The sequence below is a fragment of the Mycolicibacterium sediminis genome, assembly GCF_010731735.1.
GTDB classification, from domain to species: domain Bacteria; phylum Actinomycetota; class Actinomycetes; order Mycobacteriales; family Mycobacteriaceae; genus Mycobacterium; species Mycobacterium sediminis.
Genome location: NZ_AP022588.1, coordinates 3,828,649 through 3,848,307, shown reverse-complemented (window position 1 = coordinate 3,848,307; position 19,659 = coordinate 3,828,649). Strand labels below are relative to the sequence as shown.

At 70.4% G+C, this 19,659-nt stretch carries 17 protein-coding genes; 5 read left to right on the top strand and 12 right to left on the bottom strand.

Annotation, left to right across the window (positions count from 1 at the left end; translation table 11 throughout):
• Positions 1 to 25: 25 nt before the first annotated feature.
• The 7 genes from G6N64_RS18455 to G6N64_RS18425 form a co-directional block, all read right to left on the bottom strand.
• Positions 26 to 871 (bottom strand): DUF3097 domain-containing protein, encoded by an 846-nt coding sequence (locus G6N64_RS18455; RefSeq protein WP_163798540.1) that lies wholly within the window; start codon positions 869 to 871, stop codon positions 26 to 28.
• Between the two features lie 98 nt (positions 872 to 969).
• Positions 970 to 1,284, bottom strand: a complete 315-nt coding sequence (locus G6N64_RS18450) for a DUF4333 domain-containing protein (RefSeq protein WP_246230704.1) — start codon at positions 1,282 to 1,284, stop codon at positions 970 to 972.
• Between the two features lie 41 nt (positions 1,285 to 1,325).
• Complete coding sequence (locus G6N64_RS18445) at positions 1,326 to 2,348, bottom strand: zinc-binding metallopeptidase family protein (RefSeq protein WP_163798537.1); 1,023 nt, start codon at positions 2,346 to 2,348, stop codon at positions 1,326 to 1,328.
• Complete coding sequence (locus G6N64_RS18440; protein WP_163798535.1) at positions 2,341 to 3,273, bottom strand: transglutaminase family protein; 933 nt, start codon at positions 3,271 to 3,273, stop codon at positions 2,341 to 2,343. The genes G6N64_RS18445 and G6N64_RS18440 overlap by 8 nt, the downstream gene beginning before the upstream one ends.
• Positions 3,270 to 5,966, bottom strand: coding sequence for a circularly permuted type 2 ATP-grasp protein (locus tag G6N64_RS18435; RefSeq protein WP_163798534.1), 2,697 nt, complete (start codon positions 5,964 to 5,966; stop codon positions 3,270 to 3,272). The genes G6N64_RS18440 and G6N64_RS18435 overlap by 4 nt, the downstream gene beginning before the upstream one ends.
• Entirely contained in the window at positions 5,966 to 9,304 is a 3,339-nt protein-coding gene (locus G6N64_RS18430) for a transglutaminase family protein (protein ID WP_163798531.1), read from the bottom strand. The genes G6N64_RS18435 and G6N64_RS18430 overlap by 1 nt, the downstream gene beginning before the upstream one ends.
• A 46-nt stretch (positions 9,305 to 9,350) precedes the next feature.
• A complete protein-coding gene (locus tag G6N64_RS18425) occupies positions 9,351 to 10,280 on the bottom strand; it encodes a DUF389 domain-containing protein (RefSeq protein WP_163798529.1) in 930 nt (309 codons plus the stop codon).
• Between the two features lie 91 nt (positions 10,281 to 10,371).
• Here G6N64_RS18425 and G6N64_RS18420 point away from each other — a divergent pair, with 91 nt between their 5' ends.
• Positions 10,372 to 10,929 carry a type 1 glutamine amidotransferase domain-containing protein gene (locus tag G6N64_RS18420; protein ID WP_163798527.1) on the top strand — a complete coding sequence of 186 codons (558 nt, stop codon included), beginning with the start codon at positions 10,372 to 10,374 and terminating at the stop codon, positions 10,927 to 10,929.
• Between the two features lie 14 nt (positions 10,930 to 10,943).
• Here G6N64_RS18420 and G6N64_RS18415 read toward each other — a convergent pair whose 3' ends face one another.
• Positions 10,944 to 11,420, bottom strand: coding sequence for a winged helix-turn-helix transcriptional regulator (locus G6N64_RS18415; RefSeq protein WP_163798525.1), 477 nt, complete (start codon positions 11,418 to 11,420; stop codon positions 10,944 to 10,946).
• A gap of 99 nt (positions 11,421 to 11,519) precedes the next feature.
• Between G6N64_RS18415 and G6N64_RS18410 the strand changes: the two genes are divergently transcribed.
• Positions 11,520 to 12,707: a thiolase family protein gene (locus G6N64_RS18410; protein WP_163798524.1), complete on the top strand. Its 1,188-nt coding sequence runs from the start codon at positions 11,520 to 11,522 to the stop codon at positions 12,705 to 12,707.
• Positions 12,708 to 12,771: 64 nt separating this feature from the next.
• Here the strand turns inward: G6N64_RS18410 and G6N64_RS18405 are convergent, their stop codons facing one another.
• The 3 genes from G6N64_RS18405 to aspS form a co-directional block, all read right to left on the bottom strand.
• On the bottom strand, positions 12,772 to 13,164 hold the full coding sequence (locus G6N64_RS18405; RefSeq protein ID WP_163798522.1) for a hypothetical protein: 393 nt from the start codon (positions 13,162 to 13,164) through the stop codon (positions 12,772 to 12,774).
• A 127-nt stretch (positions 13,165 to 13,291) separates the two neighbouring features.
• Entirely contained in the window at positions 13,292 to 13,744 is a 453-nt protein-coding gene (locus G6N64_RS18400; protein WP_163798520.1) for a nitroreductase family deazaflavin-dependent oxidoreductase, read from the bottom strand.
• 37 nt (positions 13,745 to 13,781) lie between these two features.
• A complete protein-coding gene (aspS, locus tag G6N64_RS18395) occupies positions 13,782 to 15,593 on the bottom strand; it encodes an aspartate--tRNA ligase (protein WP_163798518.1) in 1,812 nt (603 codons plus the stop codon).
• 74 nt (positions 15,594 to 15,667) lie between these two features.
• Here aspS and G6N64_RS18390 point away from each other — a divergent pair, with 74 nt between their 5' ends.
• The gene (locus G6N64_RS18390) at positions 15,668 to 16,594 is read left to right on the top strand and encodes an oxidoreductase (protein ID WP_409370733.1); all 927 of its coding nucleotides are present in this window, start codon (positions 15,668 to 15,670) and stop codon (positions 16,592 to 16,594) included.
• 10 nt (positions 16,595 to 16,604) lie between these two features.
• Here the strand turns inward: G6N64_RS18390 and G6N64_RS18385 are convergent, their stop codons facing one another.
• Positions 16,605 to 18,101 carry a carboxylesterase/lipase family protein gene (locus tag G6N64_RS18385; RefSeq protein WP_163798516.1) on the bottom strand — a complete coding sequence of 499 codons (1,497 nt, stop codon included), beginning with the start codon at positions 18,099 to 18,101 and terminating at the stop codon, positions 16,605 to 16,607.
• 95 nt (positions 18,102 to 18,196) lie between these two features.
• On the opposite strand from G6N64_RS18385, the gene ypfJ reads away from it, so the two are divergent.
• Together ypfJ and G6N64_RS18375 are read left to right on the top strand one after the other, a co-directional pair.
• Entirely contained in the window at positions 18,197 to 19,102 is a 906-nt protein-coding gene (gene ypfJ, locus G6N64_RS18380; protein ID WP_163798514.1) for a KPN_02809 family neutral zinc metallopeptidase, read from the top strand.
• On the top strand, positions 19,099 to 19,647 hold the full coding sequence (locus tag G6N64_RS18375; RefSeq protein ID WP_174266842.1) for a DinB family protein: 549 nt from the start codon (positions 19,099 to 19,101) through the stop codon (positions 19,645 to 19,647). The genes ypfJ and G6N64_RS18375 overlap by 4 nt, the downstream gene beginning before the upstream one ends.
• The last annotated feature ends 12 nt before the right edge of the window (positions 19,648 to 19,659 follow it).

The window sequence follows — 19,659 nt, the reverse complement described above, 5'->3', positions numbered from 1 at the left end:
GCTTACCACGCCGTCCGGTCGGGGATCATCCTGCGGGTTGGGTGACGAAGTCGATCAGTTCCTCGACGCGACCGATCAGTTCGGGTTCCAGGTCCGTCCACGAGCGCACGCCCGCGCGGATCCTCTGCCAGGCGCGAGCGATGTCGGCCTGATCGCCGTGCGGCCAGCCGAGCGCATCGCAGACCCCGTGCTTCCAGTCGGTCCCCCGCGGCACCACCGGCCACGCCGCCGCACCGATCCGGGCCGGCTTGACCGCCTGCCAGATGTCGATGAAGGGATGACCGACCACCAGCGTGTGCGCGCCACCGGGGCCCTTGGCGACCGCATCGGCGATGCGTGCCTCCTTGGATCCGGTGACGAGGTGGTCGACGAGCACGCCCAGCCTGCGCCCCGGCCCCGGGCGGAACGACGAGACGACGTCGACCAGATCGTCGACGCCACCGAGGTACTCGACCACGACGCCCTCGACGCGGAGGTCGTCGCCCCAGACCTGCTCGACGAGTTCGGCGTCGTGGCGGCCCTCGACGTAGATGCGACTCGCCAGGGCGGTACGGGCCCTCGCGCCGGCGACCGCGACCGATCCGGATGCCGTCCTGGCCGGTGCCGCAGGCGCCTTCCGGCGCATCGGTGGGTTGAGGATCGCGGGCACGCCGTCGACGAGATAGCCCGGGCCGAGCGGGAAGTTCTTGCGTCGGCCGTGCCGGTCCTCCAGCGTCATCGCGTTGTACTCGACCCCGATCACCGCACCGACGTATCCGCTCGCGACGTCCTCGACGACCAAACCCGTCTCGGCCGCGCGTTCCTTGGACTTCGGCCGACGCGTGGCGTGCGGATCGCTCGCGAGGACGTCGGAGCCGTATCGATCGTTCACGGACGCGATCCTAGGAAGCGCGGCGCCGACTCGGGGCGTCGCCACGGCGAGCGTGACCTAGGCGTGACCGAAGGACGTTGCCGGAGTGGGCTCCTGGACTAGGGGGTCGGCTCGGTGTTGATGTCGAACGTCACGTTCTCGCCCTCGACCTTGAGGATCTTCATGTGCGCGGTGTAGGGCGTGTTCTCCGGACCCGTGAAACCGCAGTCGAATTCGACGCCGACCTCGGCCTTGACCCCGCTCGGGCACGTCACGTCGGCCGGCGTGAACTTGGTCTGCTTCGACACCAGGTCGACGATCGACTTCGCCGCGCCCTCGGGCGTGATCGTCGAATCGCCGCACGCGGCCATGGATAGCGCCGCGGCACCTGCGAAGAGACCTGCGCCGACGCGCATGCCCAGAGTACGAGTCATGGTGCGGAATGCTGCTCCACGAGGTGCCCCAGGTCAATGGCTCAGGACAGGGCGTCGATCACGGTGTGAATGAAGCGCATCTTCTCCAGCACCGCGGCAGGCAGCACGAACGGATACAGGTCGTCGCGGCCCATCGATCGGTTCACCATGTTGAGGGCCCAGGACAAAGGTAGCCACATCTCGATGATGGTGTCGAAACCGCTCGGGCCCAACACTCGTCGGTCGAATGTCGCTCCCGCGGGAGCGAAGCCGAACGACGCCGAGGTGTCCAGCGTGTCGCGGATGTGGAGGTAATGGGCAAACGTCTCCGCCCAGTCCTCGGCCGGATGCATGGTGGCATAGGAGGACACGTAGTCCTTCGGCCATCCGGGAGGCGCGCCTTCGCTGTAGTGGCGGTCGAGGGCTTCCTGGTAGTCCAGGTCCGGATCGCCGAAGAGTTGCCGGAACGTCGCGGAGTACTCGGCCGACGAACTGATGAGGCGATAGAAGTAGTAGTGGCCGATCTCGTGGCGGAAGTGCCCGAGCAGCGTCCGGTAGGGCTCGGCCATCGCGATCCGCAACTGCTCGCGGTGGACGTCGTCGCCCTCGGCGAGGTCGAGCGTGACGACACCGTTCGCGTGGCCGGTGAACACCTTCTCGGTCTCACTGGACAGCAGGTCGAACGCGAGGCCGAAGTCGGGGTCCTCGTCGCGGCCCACGATCGGCAGGTTCAGCTCGGTCAGCTCGAAGATCATCCGCCGCTTGGCCCGCTCGGCATTTGCGAAGGCCGCCATGGCCTTCGGGTCGTTGTCGTTGGGCCTGGTCCGCGTCAGCGCACACGATGCGCACAATTGCGCGACGGGGCCCTTCTTCACCAACCAGTTGCACTTCGCCGCATGCAGGTTGGCGCAGAGCCGGTACTCGCTGGCGTCGACCGCACCGGCGTGCTCGCTCTCCTCGCCGGGGGCGATCACCAGCAGGGCGCGGTCGCTCAGGGAGAAGCCCAGCGCGCTGCCGCAGTTCAGGCACACCGAGTTCTCGAAGGCCAGCCGCTGACCGCAGTTGGGGCAGTTGAAGTCACGCATGGAGCAACCCACCCTCGAATGGCGCGACGTCCACCGACACGTCGATCTTGCTGCTGGTGGAGTCGGTGTAGATGATGCCCCGCAGCGGCGGCACGTCGGCGTAGTCGCGACCGAAGCCGACGACGACGTACCGCTCGTCGACCATCTGATCGTTGGTCGGATCCAGTCCGAGCCAATGATTCTGCGGTGTCCAGACCGCAGCCCAGGCGTGTGTGGCGTCGACGCCGACCATGCGTTCCCTTCCCGGGGGTGGGTCGGTCGCGAGGTATCCGGAGACGTAGCTGGCGGCCAGACCGTTGGAGCGTAGACAGGCGATGGCCAGCCGCGCGAAGTCCTGGCATACCCCTTCGCGGGCCTGCAAAACCTCCGCCACCCGCGTCGACACGGTGGTCGACCCCGACCTGTAGGTGAAGTCGGCGTGGATCCTCGAGTTGAGTTCCCGCAGCACGTCGATCAGCGGCCTGCCCGGTTCGAAGCTCGGTGCGGCGTAGGCCCGGAGTTCCTCGGTGATCTCCGGTTCGCGCAGGTCGAGGGTGAACTCCGTGGCCAGGGCTCCGTCCGGACCCACCGGACGCGCGATCTCCCACGGCGCCCTCGCCGACCCGCCCGCGTACTCGTCGGCCGGCGGAGGGTCCACCTCGACCACCGAGTGGCTGGTCACCGACAGGCGGCGGTGGCGCTCGGTGACGTGGAAGTACGAGTAGACGTTGCCGTAGCCGTCGCGACTGGTGGAACTGTCGGCCGCCTCGGGCTCGATGACGAGTTCGTGGAAGAGGCAGCGCTGCCGCCGCGAATCCCGGGGCGTCAGAAAGCCCTTGCCGTAGGAACTGGTGACGTCGTCGGAGTACTCGTAGGTGGTCCGGTGGGTGATCTCGTAGCTGCGGCCCGTCCCGGGCGTCGGGCCGTCGCCGAAGCCATTGCTCACGGCATCACCCGTCGCTCGTCGGGTCCCCACAGCGGCTGCATGTCACCGGGCAGCGAGAGGTGCGTCGCGGTGATGAGGCGGGACAGCTCGCGCAGGGTGGCTTGCAAGCCGTTCAGCAGGTCGCCCAGTTCGCCGCGCCGGCCGTCGGCGGTGACGTCCTCGAGGTCGGTGGGGTCGGTCCGGCGCAACCGGCCGGCGATCTCGTCGATCAGTCGCTCCGGCCTGGTCGATCCCGACGACGACGGCAGCGCCTTCAGATCGTGGCGGATCCGCTCGAACTGGTAGGCCAGCGAGCGCGGGTTCTGCTCGTCGAACAGGACGAGGTCGGCCACGGCGGACACGCTCACCTTGCCCAGGGTGCGCCGGCGGTAACTGATCGACGATTCGCACGCCACCAGCGCCGACTCGGTGATGGTCTGCTCGGCGCCCGCGCTGCGCACCGTGACCAGCGTCGCTCCGAGCAGCGCCGTCAGCCACACGGCACGCTCGATGCGCTTGCCGATGTCCATCACCGTCCAACCGACGTCCTGGACCATCGACTCGGCCGCGACCCCCGACAGCGCGAGCATTCCCGCCAGCGTCTGACTGTGTGCCGCAGCGAGGTACGTCTCGCCCTCGGTCTGCGAGTCCGGTGGTCCCCCACCGGGGTTGAGCATGGTGGGGTTGAGGACGGCGCGCTCGACGGCGGCCAGCACCATCCACGTGTCGTTGGACATCTGGTCGCGCACGGCGCGCGACACCGAACCGAGCCGCTCCACGGACTGCGCCAGTGAGCCCGGGCGGTTCCGGTCGGCGGTCAGGGACCACAGGGTGGTGGGCGCGGTCGCCACCATCTCGGCGTCGTCGCCGTCGGCGCCCGTGTCGGTTCCGGTGATCTGCCCGAGAGCGGTGAGCAGGACGGGCACGCACTCGCTTCCCGTCATCTCGCGGCGGTACCGGAACTCGTGGTAGCGCTCACGGGTCACGACGAGTAGACGTGCGGTGCTCTCGGCACGTTCGGCGTAGCGGCCCAGCCAGAACAGGTCGGACAGCACGCGCGGCGAGCTGATCGCGCGCGTCGGGCTCGGCGTCATCGCGGGCAGGTCGGGCGTGGGCGTCCGCTCCGCCGTCACGCGGTTCGGCGTCCGTACCCAGACGTCCTTGGCGGCAACGGTGTTCACCAGGTGCCCGGCGTGTCCGGACGCCACCAGGTAGCCGAGTCCGCCGATCATCGGCGCGTACCCGCCGCGCTGGGCGACGGTGAACAGCCGCATGCCGACCCGGCCCTCGGAGACGCCGCCGGGTTGACCGTCGGTCGGCGCGGAGGAGAACTCGGGCAGCTCCTGACCCACCCACTGCCACGGTGTCGCGGCGATGGTGGCGGCGAGCGCCTCGAGACGCGCCGCCGAGAGCGCGGGGCCGACGATGGGATCCGCCCCATCCACGCGCTTGAGGACGAGCGACGACAGATGGGTCAGCAGGTGCGCGCGCTCGACGTCGATGCCGCCCCAGTAGACCTGGGCGCTGCGCAGCGCAGGCGTCTCGCCCAGCAGGAGTTCGGCCAGTTCCGGTAGGAACCGCAGCAGCGCAGGGCTTTCCAGCACACCGCTGCCGAGGGTGTTGACGACGGTCACCGCGCCGCGGCGGAGCACCTCGACGAGTCCGACGACGCCGAGGCGCGAGTCGGCCCGCAGGTCCAGTGGGTCGACGAAGTCCGCGTCGACCCGTCGCAGCACCACGTCGACCCGTTTGAGGGTGCCGAGCGACCGCATCCACAGCTTGCCGTCACGCACCACCAGATCGGCACTCTCGACCAGCGGGAACCCGAGCACGCTCGCCAGGTAGGCCTGATCGAATGCCGTCTCGGAGTGGATGCCGGGACTGAGGACCACGACGACCGGTTCTTCGGCGGACTCCGGCGCGGCGTCGATGAGCGCGAGCCGGAGGGCCTGTGCCCAGGGCGACGCGGGCCGCGGGCCTACGCGCTCGTAGAGGTCGGGGACCGCGTGCGCGACCACGCGCCGGTCGGCCAGCGCGTACCCGGCGCCCGACGGCGCCTGGGTCCAGTCGGCGTTGACGGTGAAGTCGCCGCCGGCCGAACGGCTGACGTCGCACCCGTGCAGGAAGAGCTGGTGCCGGCCCGGAACCTGGATGCCGTGCGCGGCACGGACGTAACCGGGATGCGCGAACACCAGCTGCGCGGGCAGGACCCCACTGGTGATCGACCGGCGGGCGCCGTAGAGGTCGGCCAGCACGGCGTCGAGGATGCGGGAGCGCTGCACCAGTCCGGACTCCAGCTCGTCCCAGTCCGCGGCGGAGACGATCAACGGCAGGGCGTCGAGGTGCCAGGGCCCGGGCGCCGGAGGATCCTCACCAGGGCTGCTCGCGCTGCCCAGGACCGCGCCGTTGCGGTCGACCTGGACGTAGGTGATGCCGTCGTTGTCGACCAGCCGCCGCACCGTCGACCGCAGTCGATCGAGACCGCCGAGGCCGCGTTCGGTGACGCAATCGGCGAGTTCCCGCCACGCCGGCCGCACGTCGCCCGCCTCGTCGACGAACTCGTCGTAGCCGGCGACCGGGCCGTCGCGGACGTCGAAGAGCCCGCTCTGGGCCCGCGCGTGGCGGTACCGCGCGAGGACGTCGTCGTCCCCGATCGCTGCCACACCGCCCGCAGCGGCCATCGGCTCTGGTGGGCCGCTTGCTCGAAGCACCATCAACGCAAGACGGTACGCACCCGGCGCAGATCCAAGATGCCGGGCGCGCCCACGTCCGTCGACTGGCGCGCCTGCTTCTCGCGCAGGTCGGCCATGTCGACGTGACCCGGCGTGAAACCGGTCGCCTCGAAGCGCCTGCCCCGTCGCGACTCTGCCTCGACCGCGTTCACCGGTGGTCCCTCGTAGGAGCGGCCGCCGGGATGGGATACGTGATAGGTGCACCCGCCCCGCGAGACACCGGTGGCGGTGTCGACGAGCTCGAACTGCAACGGCCCGTCGACGGTAATGCTGGGATGCAGCGCACTCGGCGGCTGCCAGGCCCGGTAGCGCACGCCGCCGACCTGGATGTCCGAGTTGTCCGTGGCAAGCAGTGGGATCGGGTGGCCGTTGCAGGTGACGACGTAGCGGTGCCGGTCCGCGCCGATGAGCCGCACCTGCATCCGCTCGATCGACGAATCGACGTAGCGTGCGGTGCCACCGGCCGTCGACTCCTCGCCGAGCACGCTCCACGGTTCGATCGCGCCGCGCAGCTCGATCTCCACCCCGTCGAAGACGGCGGTGCCGATCCGCGGGAAGCGGAACTCGGTGAACGGGTCCAGCCAGCTGGTGTCGAAGTTGATCCCGTGGGCGCGCAGGTCAGCCGCCACGTCGGCGATGTCGTGGATGATGAAGTGCGGCAGCAGGTACCGGCCGTGCAGGTTCTCGCCGTGCCGGATCAGGGGTGCACGCAGCGGCTGGTCCCAGAACCACGCCACCAGCGCCCGCACGAGCAGCGACTGCACCATGGCCATCTGATAGTGCGGCGGCATCTCGAACCCACGGAGTTCCAGCAGGCCCAGCCTGCCGCGGGCGCTGTCGGGGCTGTAGAGCTTGTCGATGCAGAACTCGGCGCGGTGGGTGTTCCCGGTGATGTCGGTGAGCAGGTGCCGCAGGGCGCGGTCGGTGATCCACGGACCGGACCCCTCACCCGACTCGTCGTCGACGAGCGCCTCCTCCGTCTGACGCGCGATCTCGGCGAACGCGATCTCGAGTTCGTAGAGCGCCTCCGAGCGGCCCTCGTCGACGCGTGGCGCCTGCGAGGTGGTGCCCACGAAGCGTCCGGCGAACAGGTACGAAAGTGCCGGGTGGCGTTGCCAATACGTGAGCATCGACACCAGCAGGTCCGGCCGGCGCAGCATCGGGGAGTCGGCGGGGGTGACGCCGCCGAGGGTGATGTGGTTGCCTCCACCGGTGCCGCCGTGGGTACCGTCCACCTCGAACGACTCGGTGGACAGCCGAGCCAGCCGGGCCTGGGCGTACAGCGTCTCCAGTTGGTTGCGCTGCTCGGCGAAGCTCCTGCTGGGTGCGACGTTGACCTCGATGACGCCGGGGTCGGGGGTGACGCTCATCGACACGAGGCGGGGATCCGGCGGCGGTCCGTAGCCCTCCACGACAAGCGGGCAGTCGATGGCCGCGGCGGCCTTCTCGATCCGCTCGACGAGGTCGACGAAGTCCGACAGTTCCTCGGTGGGCGGCAGGAACACGTAGAGCACGCCGTCTCGGACCTCTGCGACCATCGCCGTGGTCGGCAGGCCCTCGGCCTCCTCGACGGTCGCGTCCTGGTCGTCCGACTCGAGGGCGCCGCGCTCGGCGAGCGGGTCGGCCTCGGGCGTCACCGGCGGTGGCTCCCAGCTGATCGACTTGAGCGGCAGGCGGAGTCCGGCCGGTGAGTCGCCCTCCAGCAACACGATTCGGCCGCGGCGCAGGCGCCAGTCGGCACTCGCCCACCCGGAACCGTCCTCGCGCCGGTGTACGGGCAGGACGTAGGCGGCGGGTTCGGTGACGGAGTCGTCGAGGGCCTCGACGAGCGCGGCGCGTGCGGCCGGTCCGTCGGCGGCCGGGTCGAGGTCGTCCGACGCGGAGACGGGCTCGCCCTCCGGCGTGCGAATCGCGTTGGCCAGCCTCGCGAGTGCGTCCTCGTAGGCGGGCCTGACCTGGGTGTCGGGCAGGCCGAGCGACGCGGCGACCCCCTCGAGCAGACGGCCCGCGGCGTCCACGGGGGTCTCCGCCGCCGCTCCCCCGGCGCTCCACGGGTCGGCGAGCAGAGCCGGATCGTGCCACAGCGGTTCGCCGTCGGCGCGCCACATGAGCCCGATCTGCCAGCGCGGCAACGGCTCTCCGGGGTACCACTTGCCCTGGTTGCGCTGCACGAGGCCCTGCGGCGCCCACTGCTCCTTGAGCAGGGCCGCCAGCGCCGAGGCACGTTCGCGCTTGTGCGGACCGTCGGCGTCGGTGGTCCACTCCGGGTCGACCTGGTTGTCGACCGAGACGAACGTCGGTTCCCCGCCGACGGTGAGGCGGACGTCGCCGTCGGTGAGGCGTTCGTCGATCCTGGCGCCGAGCGCCTGGATCGCGTCCCACGCGGTCGGCGTGTACGGCAGCGTGACGCGCGGATCCTCGTGCACCCGGGTGACGAGGTTGGCGAAGTCGAGCGTCGTCTCGGCCCGCTTTGTGGCACCGGTGATCGGCGCCGACGAAGCCGGCTGCGGCGTCGCCGACAGAGGGATGTGTCCCTCCCCCGCGAACAGCCCCGACGTGGGGTCCAGTCCGATCCAGCCGGCACCGGGGATGTAGACCTCGGTCCACGCGTGCAGATCGGTGAAGTCCGCGGCGGGACCCGACGGTCCGTCGAGGGCAGGCACGTCGGAGGTGAGCTGGACGAGGTAGCCGGAGACGAACCGTGCCGCCAGGCCCATCTGACGCAGGATCGACACCATCAGCCACGCGGAGTCGCGGCACGAGCCGATCCCGCTGCGCAGCGTGAAGTCGGGCGTTTGCACGCCGGCCTCCATGCGGACGCTGTACCCGACGTCGGCGTTGACCGCCCGGTTGAGTGCCACCAGGAAGTCGATGGTCCGGGTACCCGTCGCGACGTGGAAGTCCTTGACCCACTCGGAGGCCAGGTCACCCGGACCCGAGCCCTCCTCGTTCTCGTCGACGGGACGCAGGTAGGGCTTGAGGTCCTCCGCGAGGTCCCTCGGGTAGGTGAAGCCGACGTGTTCGGCGTAGTCCTCGATGAAGAAGTCGAACGGGTTGATGACCTTGAGGTCGGCGATCAGCCCGACGGTGATGGTGAGGCTGCGGGTGCGGGTCGGGAACACCAGACGCGCCATGAAGTTGCCGAACGCGTCCTGCTGCCAGTTGACGAAGTGGTCGGCGGGCTCGACATTGAGGGAGTACGCCTCGATGGGCGTGCGGGAGTGTGGTGCCGGGCGCAGGCGGACGACGTGAGGAAACACCTCGACCAGTCGGTCGAACGTGTAACTGGTGCGGTGCTCAAGCGCCACCTTGATACCCATAGCGCTGATCCCACCACACGCACCCCCCGCACGCAGAACCGCGGAGCTAGGCCTTGGCCGAATGCGGCACCCATCGGCCCTTGGGCCGCAGGACGAGGACCAGCACACCGGCGATGACGATGCCGACGAGGTTGACCACCAGCTGCAGCGCCGACTTGGCCGCCACGTCCCACTGACCCACGGTGGCCGCGACCACCGCGAAACCGGCTGCCGTCACCGTGTATACGGAGATGAACACCCCCACCAGACCGGTCGCCCGCGCCGACACCAGCGACAGCATCCCCGCGGCACCGGCCAGCAGCGCGACGACGAAGGACAGCGGCCCGACCTTGAAGATGAAGTCCACCTCGTGGACGTTCGCGACGCTGTCGGGCGTCAGCCACCCCACCGCCTCGGCACTCGCGGTGGCGAGCGCCGTGATCCCCATCGCGATGGGGAAGCCCACCACCAGCGCCAGCGCGGCGCGGCGGGCCAGGTTGAGCCGCCGCTGCACCAGGGCCACCGAGAGCGCCGCGAGCGGCCCGAACTCGGGACCGAGCACCATGGCGCCCACCACCGTGACCGTCGAGTCGGTCACCACGCCGATCGCGGTGAGCAGACACGCGAGGGTCAGGAACAGCACGAAGGTCACGCTGAGCGTCGACTCCTCCCGGGTGCGGCCGATCAGTTCGTCCCAGACCACCGCGTCCGCGGGGTCGCCCTCCGCCCGGTCCTCGGCGCGGTGCGCGCGGGTGGACAGGACGGTGTCGAGGATCTCGAGCGTGATGGCCCCGCGGTGCTGGACGTCGAGGTCCTTGAGGCGCCGGATCAGGTCGTTGGCGCACTCGCGGGCGATGTCGGCGGTGATCTCGTCGCCCTCGGGTTCGAGGGCCGCCCCGGGGTGGAGGAGCAGGTTCGCGACGCCCACCTCGCCACGCAGCACCTCGATCACGTCGTCGCGCAGGTCGGCCGGGGCGATGACGCGCAAGTGCAGCACGCGTCGACGCTATCGGGCGCGACGGTGATTCGACCGCATTCGCCTGGGTAGCCGTCGGTGACCACGACAACCCCACGACGAGGAGGACCTCATGGCAGGAGAATTGAACGGCCGCAGGATCGCCTTCCTGGCCGCCGACGGCGTCGAGAGGGTCGAACTCGAGCGACCCCGGTCCGCCGTCGAGGACGCCGGCGGCAGCATCGAGCTGCTGTCGATCGATACCGGCGCGATCGCCGCGCGCGACCACGACCTCGACGACGCGGGCACGTTCCCGGTCGACCGCACGGTCGCCGACGCCTCGGTCGACGAGTTCGACGCGCTGGTGCTGCCGGGCGGCACGGTCAACCCGGACAAGCTCCGGATGGACGGGTCGGCGGTGGCCTTCGTCCGCGACTTCGTGCGCTCGGGCAAGCCCGTCGCCGCGATCTGCCACGGACCGTGGACGCTGGTCGAGGCCGACGTGGTGCGGGACCGGACGCTCACGTCCTACCCGAGCGTGCGGACCGATCTGCGCAACGCCGGCGCCACCGTCGTCGATCAGCAGGTCTGCATCGACGGCAACCTGATCACCAGCCGGTCGCCCGCGGACCTGGACGCGTTCTGCCAGGCCATCACCGACCAGTTCGCGAACACGCCCGCGCACACCTGAGCGGGCGGGGCCGATTAGGTCTTGCGGCCCCGCAGTCGGACGCCGATTTCGTCGGGCGCGACGTCGTGCCCTGCGCTGCAACGGATCTGAACGGTGGCATCCGCGCCGCAACCGAGGTGGGTGAGTCGCAGCCGCGTGTCGGTCTCGCCGCGCTTGCGTCCCCACTCGAACATCGCCAGCACCACCGGCATGAAGTCGGTGCCCTCCTCGGTGAGCACGTACTCGTCGCGGCTGCGCTGCCCCGGCTCCCGGTAGGGACGCTTCTCCAGCAGGCCGATCTCGACGAGTTCGGCGAGCCTCGCCGACATGGCGGCCTTGGTCACGCCGACGCGCTTGGCGAAGTCGTCGAAGCGGGTGGTGCCGTAGTACGCCTCGCGCATCACGAGCATCGCGGACTTGGTGCCGACCAGCGCCATCGTCCTCTCGACGGGGCACCTGCCGATGGCCGACCACGAGTCGCGGTCGGCCAGTGGACCCTGTAGCACGTTCACGGAATCAAACCTCACTCTGAGTTGTTCTAACTATACCCAGGTGATACAACATCTAGGTACATACGAGAATACTCAGCGATGAGGTTTCAGGAGGACACCATGACCGGATCGTATTCGGATCGGGACGCAGTCATCGTGGGTGCGGTACGCACCCCGGTCGGCAAGGGAAAGGCGAACGGTGCACTGCACGACGTCCTCCCCGTCGACCTCCTCGCCCACAGCCTGCGCGAGGTGGTCGAGCGGACCGGCGTCGACCCGGTCCTCGTCGACGACGTCATCGCCGGCGCGGTCACCCAGGTCGGCGACCAGTCCGTGAACATCGCCCGCAACGCCCTGCTCGGCGCCGGCTTTCCCGAGAGCGTGCCCGGCACCACGATCGACCGGCAGTGCGGCAGCAGCCAGCAGGCCATCTCCTTCGCCGCCCAGGGCGTGATCGCGGGCGCCTACGACGTCGTGATCGCCTCGGGCGTCGAGTCGATGTCCCGGGTGCTCATGGGATCCAGCGTGCTACCCGGCAGCGACCCGTTCGGCACGGGCATGGCGGCCCGCTACCCCGACGGCCTCGTGCCCCAGGGCATCAGCGCCGAACTCATCGCGGCCAAGTGGGGGTTCTCGCGCACCGAACTCGACGAGTTCTCCGCGGGCAGCCACGAGAAGGCCGCGCGCGCCACCAAGGAGGGCCTGTTCGACGCCGAACTCGCCCCGATCGCCGGCCTGTCGAGCGACGAGATCATCAGGCCCGGAACGTCTGTCGAGACACTGGCCGGTCTGCGTCCGGCGTTCTTCAGCGAGCGGTACGCGGCGCGCTTCCCCCAGATCAACTGGGAGATCACGCCCGGCAACTCGTCGCCGCTCTCGGACGGTAGCGCCGCGGTGATGATCATCAGCGGCGCCACCGCGCGCAAACTCGGACTCACGCCGCTGGCACGGATCCACACGACGACCGTGGTCGGTTCGGACCCGCTGTACATGCTCACCGGCGTCATCCCCGCCACCGCAAAGGTGCTCGCCCGCTCGGGCCTGTCGCTGTCCGACATCGACCTGTTCGAGGTCAACGAGGCGTTCGCCCCCGTCGTCCTGGCATGGGCCAAGGACACCGGCGCCGACCTGTCGAAGACGAACGTCAACGGCGGTGCGATCGCCATCGGACATCCGTTGGGGGCCAGCGGCGCCCGGATCATGACCACGATGGTCAACGCGCTGCACCAGCGCGGCGGACGCTACGCGCTGCAGACGATGTGTGAAGGCGGCGGCATGGCCAACGCCACCATCATCGAACGGCTCTGAAAGTCCGCGTTACGTATTCATGACGTGGCTGGTCAGCGAGGTTCGCGACGGTGGCCGATGGCTATCAAACGATCGTGAACTTCATTTCGAATGCAAGGGGCGCGGCGTTGATGACGGCTTCGGCCGCCATCGCGTCCGCCGCCTTGCTGGCCGGCTGTAGCAGCGGCGAGAGCACCGACGCACCCACCGACACGTCCGCCGTCAGCACCGCCCCGGCGACCTCGCCGGCCGTGGCCCCGCCGACCAGCTCGCCGCCGGTGAACGTCTCCCCCAGTCCCACGGCACCGTCCCCCACGAGCGGTGGCGGCGGGTCCGGTGGCGGCGGCACCGCAGGCGGCGGTACGGGCGGGGGTGGCACCGGTGGCGCCAGCTCCGCGAACCCCAGTTCCACCGTCAGCGCGGGACCCTCGGCCACACCGCCGTCGGTGCAGAGCACCCCGTCGCCCCCGACCGGCAAGAACCTGCCCGGCTCCAACGCCGGCCCGCAGGGCACCCCGGGAGCGCCCGGCCGGAATTGACCTCGAGAATGCGCTGAGGGCTGTGATCCATCGCGGATCACAGCCCTCAGTGCGGTCTCGACGAAGCTAAGAGGCGCGGACCAGTTCGAACAGGGGGATGCTGCGCGTGGTGTTGGCCTGGTACTCGGCGAACACGGGCGCCTGCTCGATGACCTTCGGGTAGGTCGCGTCACGCTCGTCGTCGGGCAGTTCGCGTGCGGTGACGTCGAAGGCGTCGGTCCCCACCTCGATGCGTGCGCTCGGGTTCGCACGCAGGTTGTGCACCCACGCGGGATCCTTCGGCGCGCCGGCGTAGGAGCCGATGATCATCATCTTGCCGTCGATCTCGAGGTACGCCAGCGGCGACAGCCGGGGCTGACCCGACTTGGCTCCGGTGGTGTGCAGGAGCAGCAGCGCGCCGCCCTCGAACGGCCCGCCCACCTTCCCGCCGTTGGCGCGGAACTCCTCGACGACGTTGCGGTTGAAGTCGTCGAGCGCCTTGGTGTCGGAGACGAGTCTTGCCTTATCGATCTCTGCCATGTGTGACTCAGCTCTCCGTCGTCGGTGGGTATTCCCGCTAGGCCGGGGTGTCGGCCTTCGGCTTGCCGTCGATGCCCGACTCCTTGCGCTGCTGCGGGGTGATCGGGGCGGGCGCGTCGGTCAGCGGGTCGACGCCGCCGCCGGACTTCGGGAACGCGATGACGTCGCGGATGGAGTCGACGCCGCTGAGCAGCGCGACGATGCGGTCCCATCCGAACGCGATGCCGCCGTGCGGCGGGGCGCCGAAGGTGAACGCGTCGAGCAGGAAGCCGAACTTGTCCTGCGCCTCGTCGTGGTCGATGCCCATCATCGCGAACACGCGTTCCTGGACGTCGCGGCGATGGATGCGGATCGAACCGCCGCCGATCTCGTTGCCGTTGCACACGATGTCGTAGGCGTTGGCGAGTGCGCTGCCGGGATCGGTGTCGAACGTCGACTCCGATTCGGGCTTCGGCGAGGTGAAGGCGTGGTGCACCGCCGTCCAGGCACCCGACCCCACGGCGACGTCGCCGGACGCAGTGGCCTCGTCGGCGGCCTCGAACAGCGGCCAGTCCACGATCCAGACGAACTCCCACGCATTCGGATCGATCATGTCCAGGCGCTTGGCGATCTCGATGCGGGTCGCACCGAGCAGCGCGCGCGCCGACTTGGTCGGTCCGGCGGCGAAGAAGATGCAGTCGCCGGGTGCGGCGCCCACGTGACCGGCCAGACCGTCGCGCTCGGCGTCGGTCAGGTTCTTGGCGACCGGGCCGCCCAGCGATCCGTCCTCGGCGACCAGCACGTAGGCCAGTCCCTTGTGACCGCGCTGCTTGGCGAACTCCTGCCAGCCGTCCAGCGTGCGGCGCGGCTGCGACGCCCCACCCGGCATCACGACGGCGCCGACGTGCGGCGCCTGGAAGACGCGGAACGTGGTGTCGGAGAAGAAGTCCGTGCAGTCGACGAGTTCGACGCCGAAGCGCAGATCGGGCTTGTCGGACCCGAAGCGGCGCATCGCCTCGTCGTAGGTCATGCGCGGAATGGGCGTCGGCAGGGTGTAGCCGATCAGCGCCCACAGCGAGGCGAGCACCTCCTCGGACACGGCCATCACGTCGTCGGCGTCGACGAAGCTCATCTCGACGTCGAGCTGGGTGAACTCGGGCTGCCGGTCGGCGCGGAAGTCCTCGTCGCGGTAGCAGCGCGCGATCTGGTAGTACCGCTCCATGCCCGCGACCATCAGCAGCTGCTTGAACAGCTGCGGGCTCTGCGGCAGCGCGTAGAACGACCCCGGCTGCAGGCGGGCGGGCACCAGGAAGTCGCGTGCGCCCTCGGGCGTCGACCGGGTCAGCGTCGGTGTCTCGATCTCGATGAAGTCGTGCCCGCCGAGGACGTCGCGGGCCGCCGCGTTGACCTTCGACCGCAGCCGGATGGCCGCACCGGGACCCTCGCGGCGGAGGTCGAGGTAGCGGTACTTCAGGCGGGCTTCCTCACCGGGCGTCTCGTCGAGCTGGAACGGTAGCGGCGCGCTCTCTGCCAGCACGGTCAGAGTGGTCGCGTTGACCTCGATCTCACCGGTTGCGATGTCGGAGTTGGCGTTTCCCTCCGGACGGGCCTCGACGACACCCGTGACGGCCACGCAGAACTCGGCGCGCAACCGGTGTGCCTGCTCCAGGACGCCGGCGTCGCGGAACACCACCTGGGCGACGCTCTGCCCACTCCCCGAGTCGCTGCGCTCCTGTCCGCCGGCGCCATCCCGCAGGTCGATGAAGATGACGCCCCCGTGGTCGCGCCGGCGCGCCACCCAGCCGGCGAGCGTCACCGTCTGCCCTGCGTCGGTGGACCGCAACGATCCGGCGGCATGACTGCGCAACACTGAAACTCCTCGGGAACTGGGGGGTGGGCCGAGTGATCAGTCTAGAGGGGGCCGGGAGCGGTATCTTGGCGCCGGTGATCGAGACCAGCATCGCCGGCCGGATCGCCGGCCGGATCGCCAGCCGGATCGCCATCGTCGGGCCCGGCGCCATCGGCACTACCGTCGCGGCACTCCTGCACGAGGCGGGGCACGACGTCCTGGTCTGCGGGCGCACGCCGCGCGCCACCTCCGAGGTGCGACCCGACGACGGCGATCCCGTGGTCGTCCCCCATCCGGTGCTGACCGATCCCGCCGGCGTCGACGGCCCCGTCGACGTGGTGCTGCTGGCGGTCAAGGACACCCAGACCGAGGCCGCGGCGGAGTGGCTGCGGGTGCTGTGCGGCCCGGACTCCGTGGTGTGTGCGCTGCAGAACGGCGTCGAGCAGGTCGAGCGCGTCGGTCGGTACTGCCCGCAGGCGACGGTGGTGCCGTGCGTGGTGTGGTTCTCGGCGGAGACGCAGCCCGACGGATGGGTGCGGCTGCGCACCCCGGTGCGGCTCGTCGTCCCCGACGAGCCGGCGGGACGCGTCCTGGTCGAGCGATTGGCCGGCCCGCGGATGTCGGTCGAGGCCGACCCGGACTTCGTCAGCGCCGCATGGCACAAGCTGCTCGTCAACGCCGTCGGCGCGTTGATGGTGCTGTCGGGCCGCACCTCGGGCACCTTCCGGCGCGACGACGTGGCCACCCTGGCCCGGGCCTACCTCGCCGAATGCCTCGCGGTGGCCCGCGCCGAGGGAGCGAACCTCGGCGACGAGGTGATCGACCAGACGGTGGCGCTGTTCACCCAGGTGCCCGAGGACCTGACGACGTCGATCCTCACCGACCGCCAGCAGGGCAGACCGCTCGAGTGGGACGTCCGCAACGCGGTGGTGGTGCGCCGGGCCGCGGCACACGGGTTGCCGACCCCGATCGGCGACGTGCTGGTGCCGCTGCTGGCCGCCGCGAGCGACGGCCCGGGCTAGGCGCCGCGGGTCAGTACAGGCCCTCCCACGCCGCGCGCCGGACCCGGTCGGGGTCGGCGACGGTGTCGTCCCTGGTCGATCGGATGACCCGGGTGCGCCGGTCCCGGTCGTCGTAGAGCGGCCACTCGCCGCCCTCCTGCACGCCGAGCCTGCCCTTGGCGAAGTCGAGCCAGGTGCGCTGCATCCGCCGGCCCACGGCCGGGAGGACCCTCCGACCGAGTGGGTGCAGCTTGCGGCCCAGGTAGGACGAGTAGCTGTGCTGCACGTGGACGATCTCGCTGCCGTGCGTCGCGCCGAGACCCAGGGCCCGCAGGGTCCACGTGGTGTGGTCGAAGCGGTACACGTGCGTCGGAGCCCGACCGCTGTAGGCGTCGGCGAACGCCCACGTCGGCGCGCCGAACATCGCGTCCGCGCCGATCGCCACCAGTGCGCTGCGCCGGGGGTAGGCCGGGTACGCCGCGAGCACCCCGGGCTGGGCGTCGGGTGCGGTGCGCGCGAAGTAGGCGTCGATGCCGGCCAGCGTGGTCGGCAGCATCGGGGGCTTGCCCCACGCGAACATCGACGCCTCGTGGGTGTTGGTGCCGACGATCAACGGCACGTCGGACACGGCGCCCATCCGCGCGGCGTCGATCGGATGGTGCGGCAGCAGGTCCACCCCGTGGGTCAGGCCGTAGGCCAGGACCGGGCTGTCGTCGACGCTCTGCGCCTGCAACTCCCCCGCCGCCCGCCGCAGCCGGCGCTGCGGCAGCGCCTTGACCTCGTCGACGCCGACGCCGAGGCGGTCGAGGAAGGCGTGGGCGCGCCGGGCCCGGGTCTCGCGGTCGGCGATCAGCGGCAGCGCCGGGCTCTGCGCGATCGCACGGGTGAACAGACCCCGCGCGGCCGGACTCGCGAGCAACGCGAGAACCGATGTCGCACCCGCGGATTCGCCGAACACGGTGACGCGGTCGGGATCGCCGCCGAACGCGGCGATGTTCTCCCGCACCCAGGCCAGCGCGGCCAACTGGTCCCGCAGGCACAGGTTGTCGTCGAAGCCGTCGCCGAGGGCGCCGAGGTCGAACCCGCCGAACACGCCGAGCCGGTAGGTCACGTTGACGACCACGACGTCGCCGTTCGCCGCCAGCCGCGACCCGTTGTACAGCTGCAGCTGGCCCGCGCCGTAGACGAACGCCCCACCGGGGATCCACACCATCACCGGCAGGTTGCCGCGCGGGTCCGGCGACCACACCGTCAGCGTCAGACAGGCCTCGTCGCGGATCTTCGGGTCGTCTCGACCGCCGCCCACGAACGACCGGCCCTGCGGGGGCAGCGGTCCGTGCTCGATGGCGTCGCGCACCCCCGACCACGGTCGCGGCTCGGCGGGCGCCGCGAACCGTCGCGACCCGAGCGGCTGCTCGGCGTACGGGATGCCACGCCACACGCCGACGCCGCCCTCGACGGTCCCCCGCAGCGCGCCGTACCCGGTGTGCGCGACGGTCGAGTCCGTCGATTCGCGCTGTGCGGCCACGGCTGAATCGTAGTGTGGGAAGCTGAACGCGGCTGGCGCCCAGCCTCCCCGGCGCCACGCCGGTGAACGACCGGTGAACTGGGACGGAGCGAGAAGTGACCTTCAACGAGGGCATCCAGATCGACACCAGCACCACCAGGTCGAGTGGTGGCGGCGGTGGCGGTGGCCGTGGCATCGCGATCGGCGGCGGCGTCGGCGGGCTCATCATCATGGTGGTCGCCCTGTTCCTCGGCGTCGATCCCGGCACCGTCGGACTGCCGCAGGGCGGGACCGGCGAGTACGACTCGCAGGGCGTGCAGACCCCGGGCTTCGACCTGAGCCAGTGCAAGACCGCGCAGGACGCCAACACCATCGACCAGTGCCGCGTGGTGGCCACCGGCAACTCCGTCGACGCGGTGTGGGCCCAGCTGATGCCCGACTACACGCGGCCGTCGGTCGAGTTGTTCACCGGCAGCGTGAGCACGGCGTGCGGGCCGGCCACCACCGAGGTCGGGCCGTTCTACTGCCCGGGCGACCAGACCGCCTACTTCGACACGGCCTTCTTCGAGGAGTTGACCACCCAGTTCGGCTCCAGCGGTGGGCCGCTGGCCAAGGAGTACGTGGTGGCCCACGAGTTCGGCCACCACGTCCAGGACCTCAAGGGCGACCTCGGCCGTGCGCAGCAGGACCCGACCGGCCCCGAGGGCGGGGGCGTGCGCACCGAACTGCAGGCGGACTGCTACGCCGGCGTGTGGGCCCACTACGCCGCCATCACCAAGCAGGAGAGCACCGGCGAGCCCTTCCTGGAGCCGCTCACGGAGAAGGACATCGCCGACGCCCTGTCCGCCGCGGCCTCGGTCGGCGACGACCGCATCCAGGAGTCGGCCACCGGGCGGGTCAGCCCAGAGTCGTGGACGCACGGATCGTCGGCGGGCCGCCAGTACTGGTTCACCGAGGGCTACCAGACGGGTCAGCCCGACTCGTGCGACACGTTCAGCGCACAGGACCTGCACCAGGGATGACGGTGGGCCGCGGCGACGACGCGATCCAGCCCGACACCAAGGACTGGACCTGGGTCCTCGAACGCCCCTGTCCCGACTGCGGTTTCGACGCCTCGACGGTGGGCTACGCCGAGGTGGCCGAGGTCGTCCGCCGTGACGCCGACCAGTGGAGCGGCCGGTTGGCCGCGCCGGACGCGGCGGCACGGCCCCGGCCGTCGACCTGGTCGGTGCTGGAGTACGGCTGTCACGTCCGCGACGTCCACCGCGTCTTCGAGACCCGGGTGACGCTGATGCTCACCGAGGACGACCCCGTGTTCCCCAACTGGGATCAGGACGCGACCGCGGTGGCCGACGACTACGCGTCACAGGAGCCTGCCGTCGTCGCACGGGACCTCGCATCGGCCGCGCACCGCGTCGCCGACGTCTACGCCTCGGTCCGCGACGGCCTGTGGTCACGACGGGGGTTGCGCAGCAACGGAAGTGAGTTCACGGTGGCGACGATCGCGGTCTACCACCTGCACGACGTGGTGCACCACGCCTGGGACGTCGGACCCGGTCGGCATTGACCTCGTTGAACA

Excerpts from the sequence above, each read along its gene's own strand:
- G6N64_RS18450 (WP_246230704.1), bottom strand. The coding sequence starts at position 1,284 with ATGACTCGTACTCTGGGCATGCGCGTCGGCGCAGGTCTCTTCGCAGGT.
- G6N64_RS18445 (WP_163798537.1), bottom strand. The coding sequence starts at position 2,348 with ATGCGTGACTTCAACTGCCCCAACTGCGGTCAGCGGCTGGCCTTCGAG.
- G6N64_RS18435 (WP_163798534.1), bottom strand. The coding sequence starts at position 5,966 with ATGGTGCTTCGAGCAAGCGGCCCACCAGAGCCGATGGCCGCTGCGGGC.
- G6N64_RS18430 (WP_163798531.1), bottom strand. The coding sequence starts at position 9,304 with ATGGGTATCAAGGTGGCGCTTGAGCACCGCACCAGTTACACGTTCGAC.
- G6N64_RS18420 (WP_163798527.1), top strand. The coding sequence starts at position 10,372 with ATGGCAGGAGAATTGAACGGCCGCAGGATCGCCTTCCTGGCCGCCGAC.
- G6N64_RS18410 (WP_163798524.1), top strand. The coding sequence starts at position 11,520 with ATGACCGGATCGTATTCGGATCGGGACGCAGTCATCGTGGGTGCGGTA.
- G6N64_RS18400 (WP_163798520.1), bottom strand. The coding sequence starts at position 13,744 with ATGGCAGAGATCGATAAGGCAAGACTCGTCTCCGACACCAAGGCGCTC.
- G6N64_RS18375 (WP_174266842.1), top strand. The coding sequence starts at position 19,099 with ATGACGGTGGGCCGCGGCGACGACGCGATCCAGCCCGACACCAAGGAC.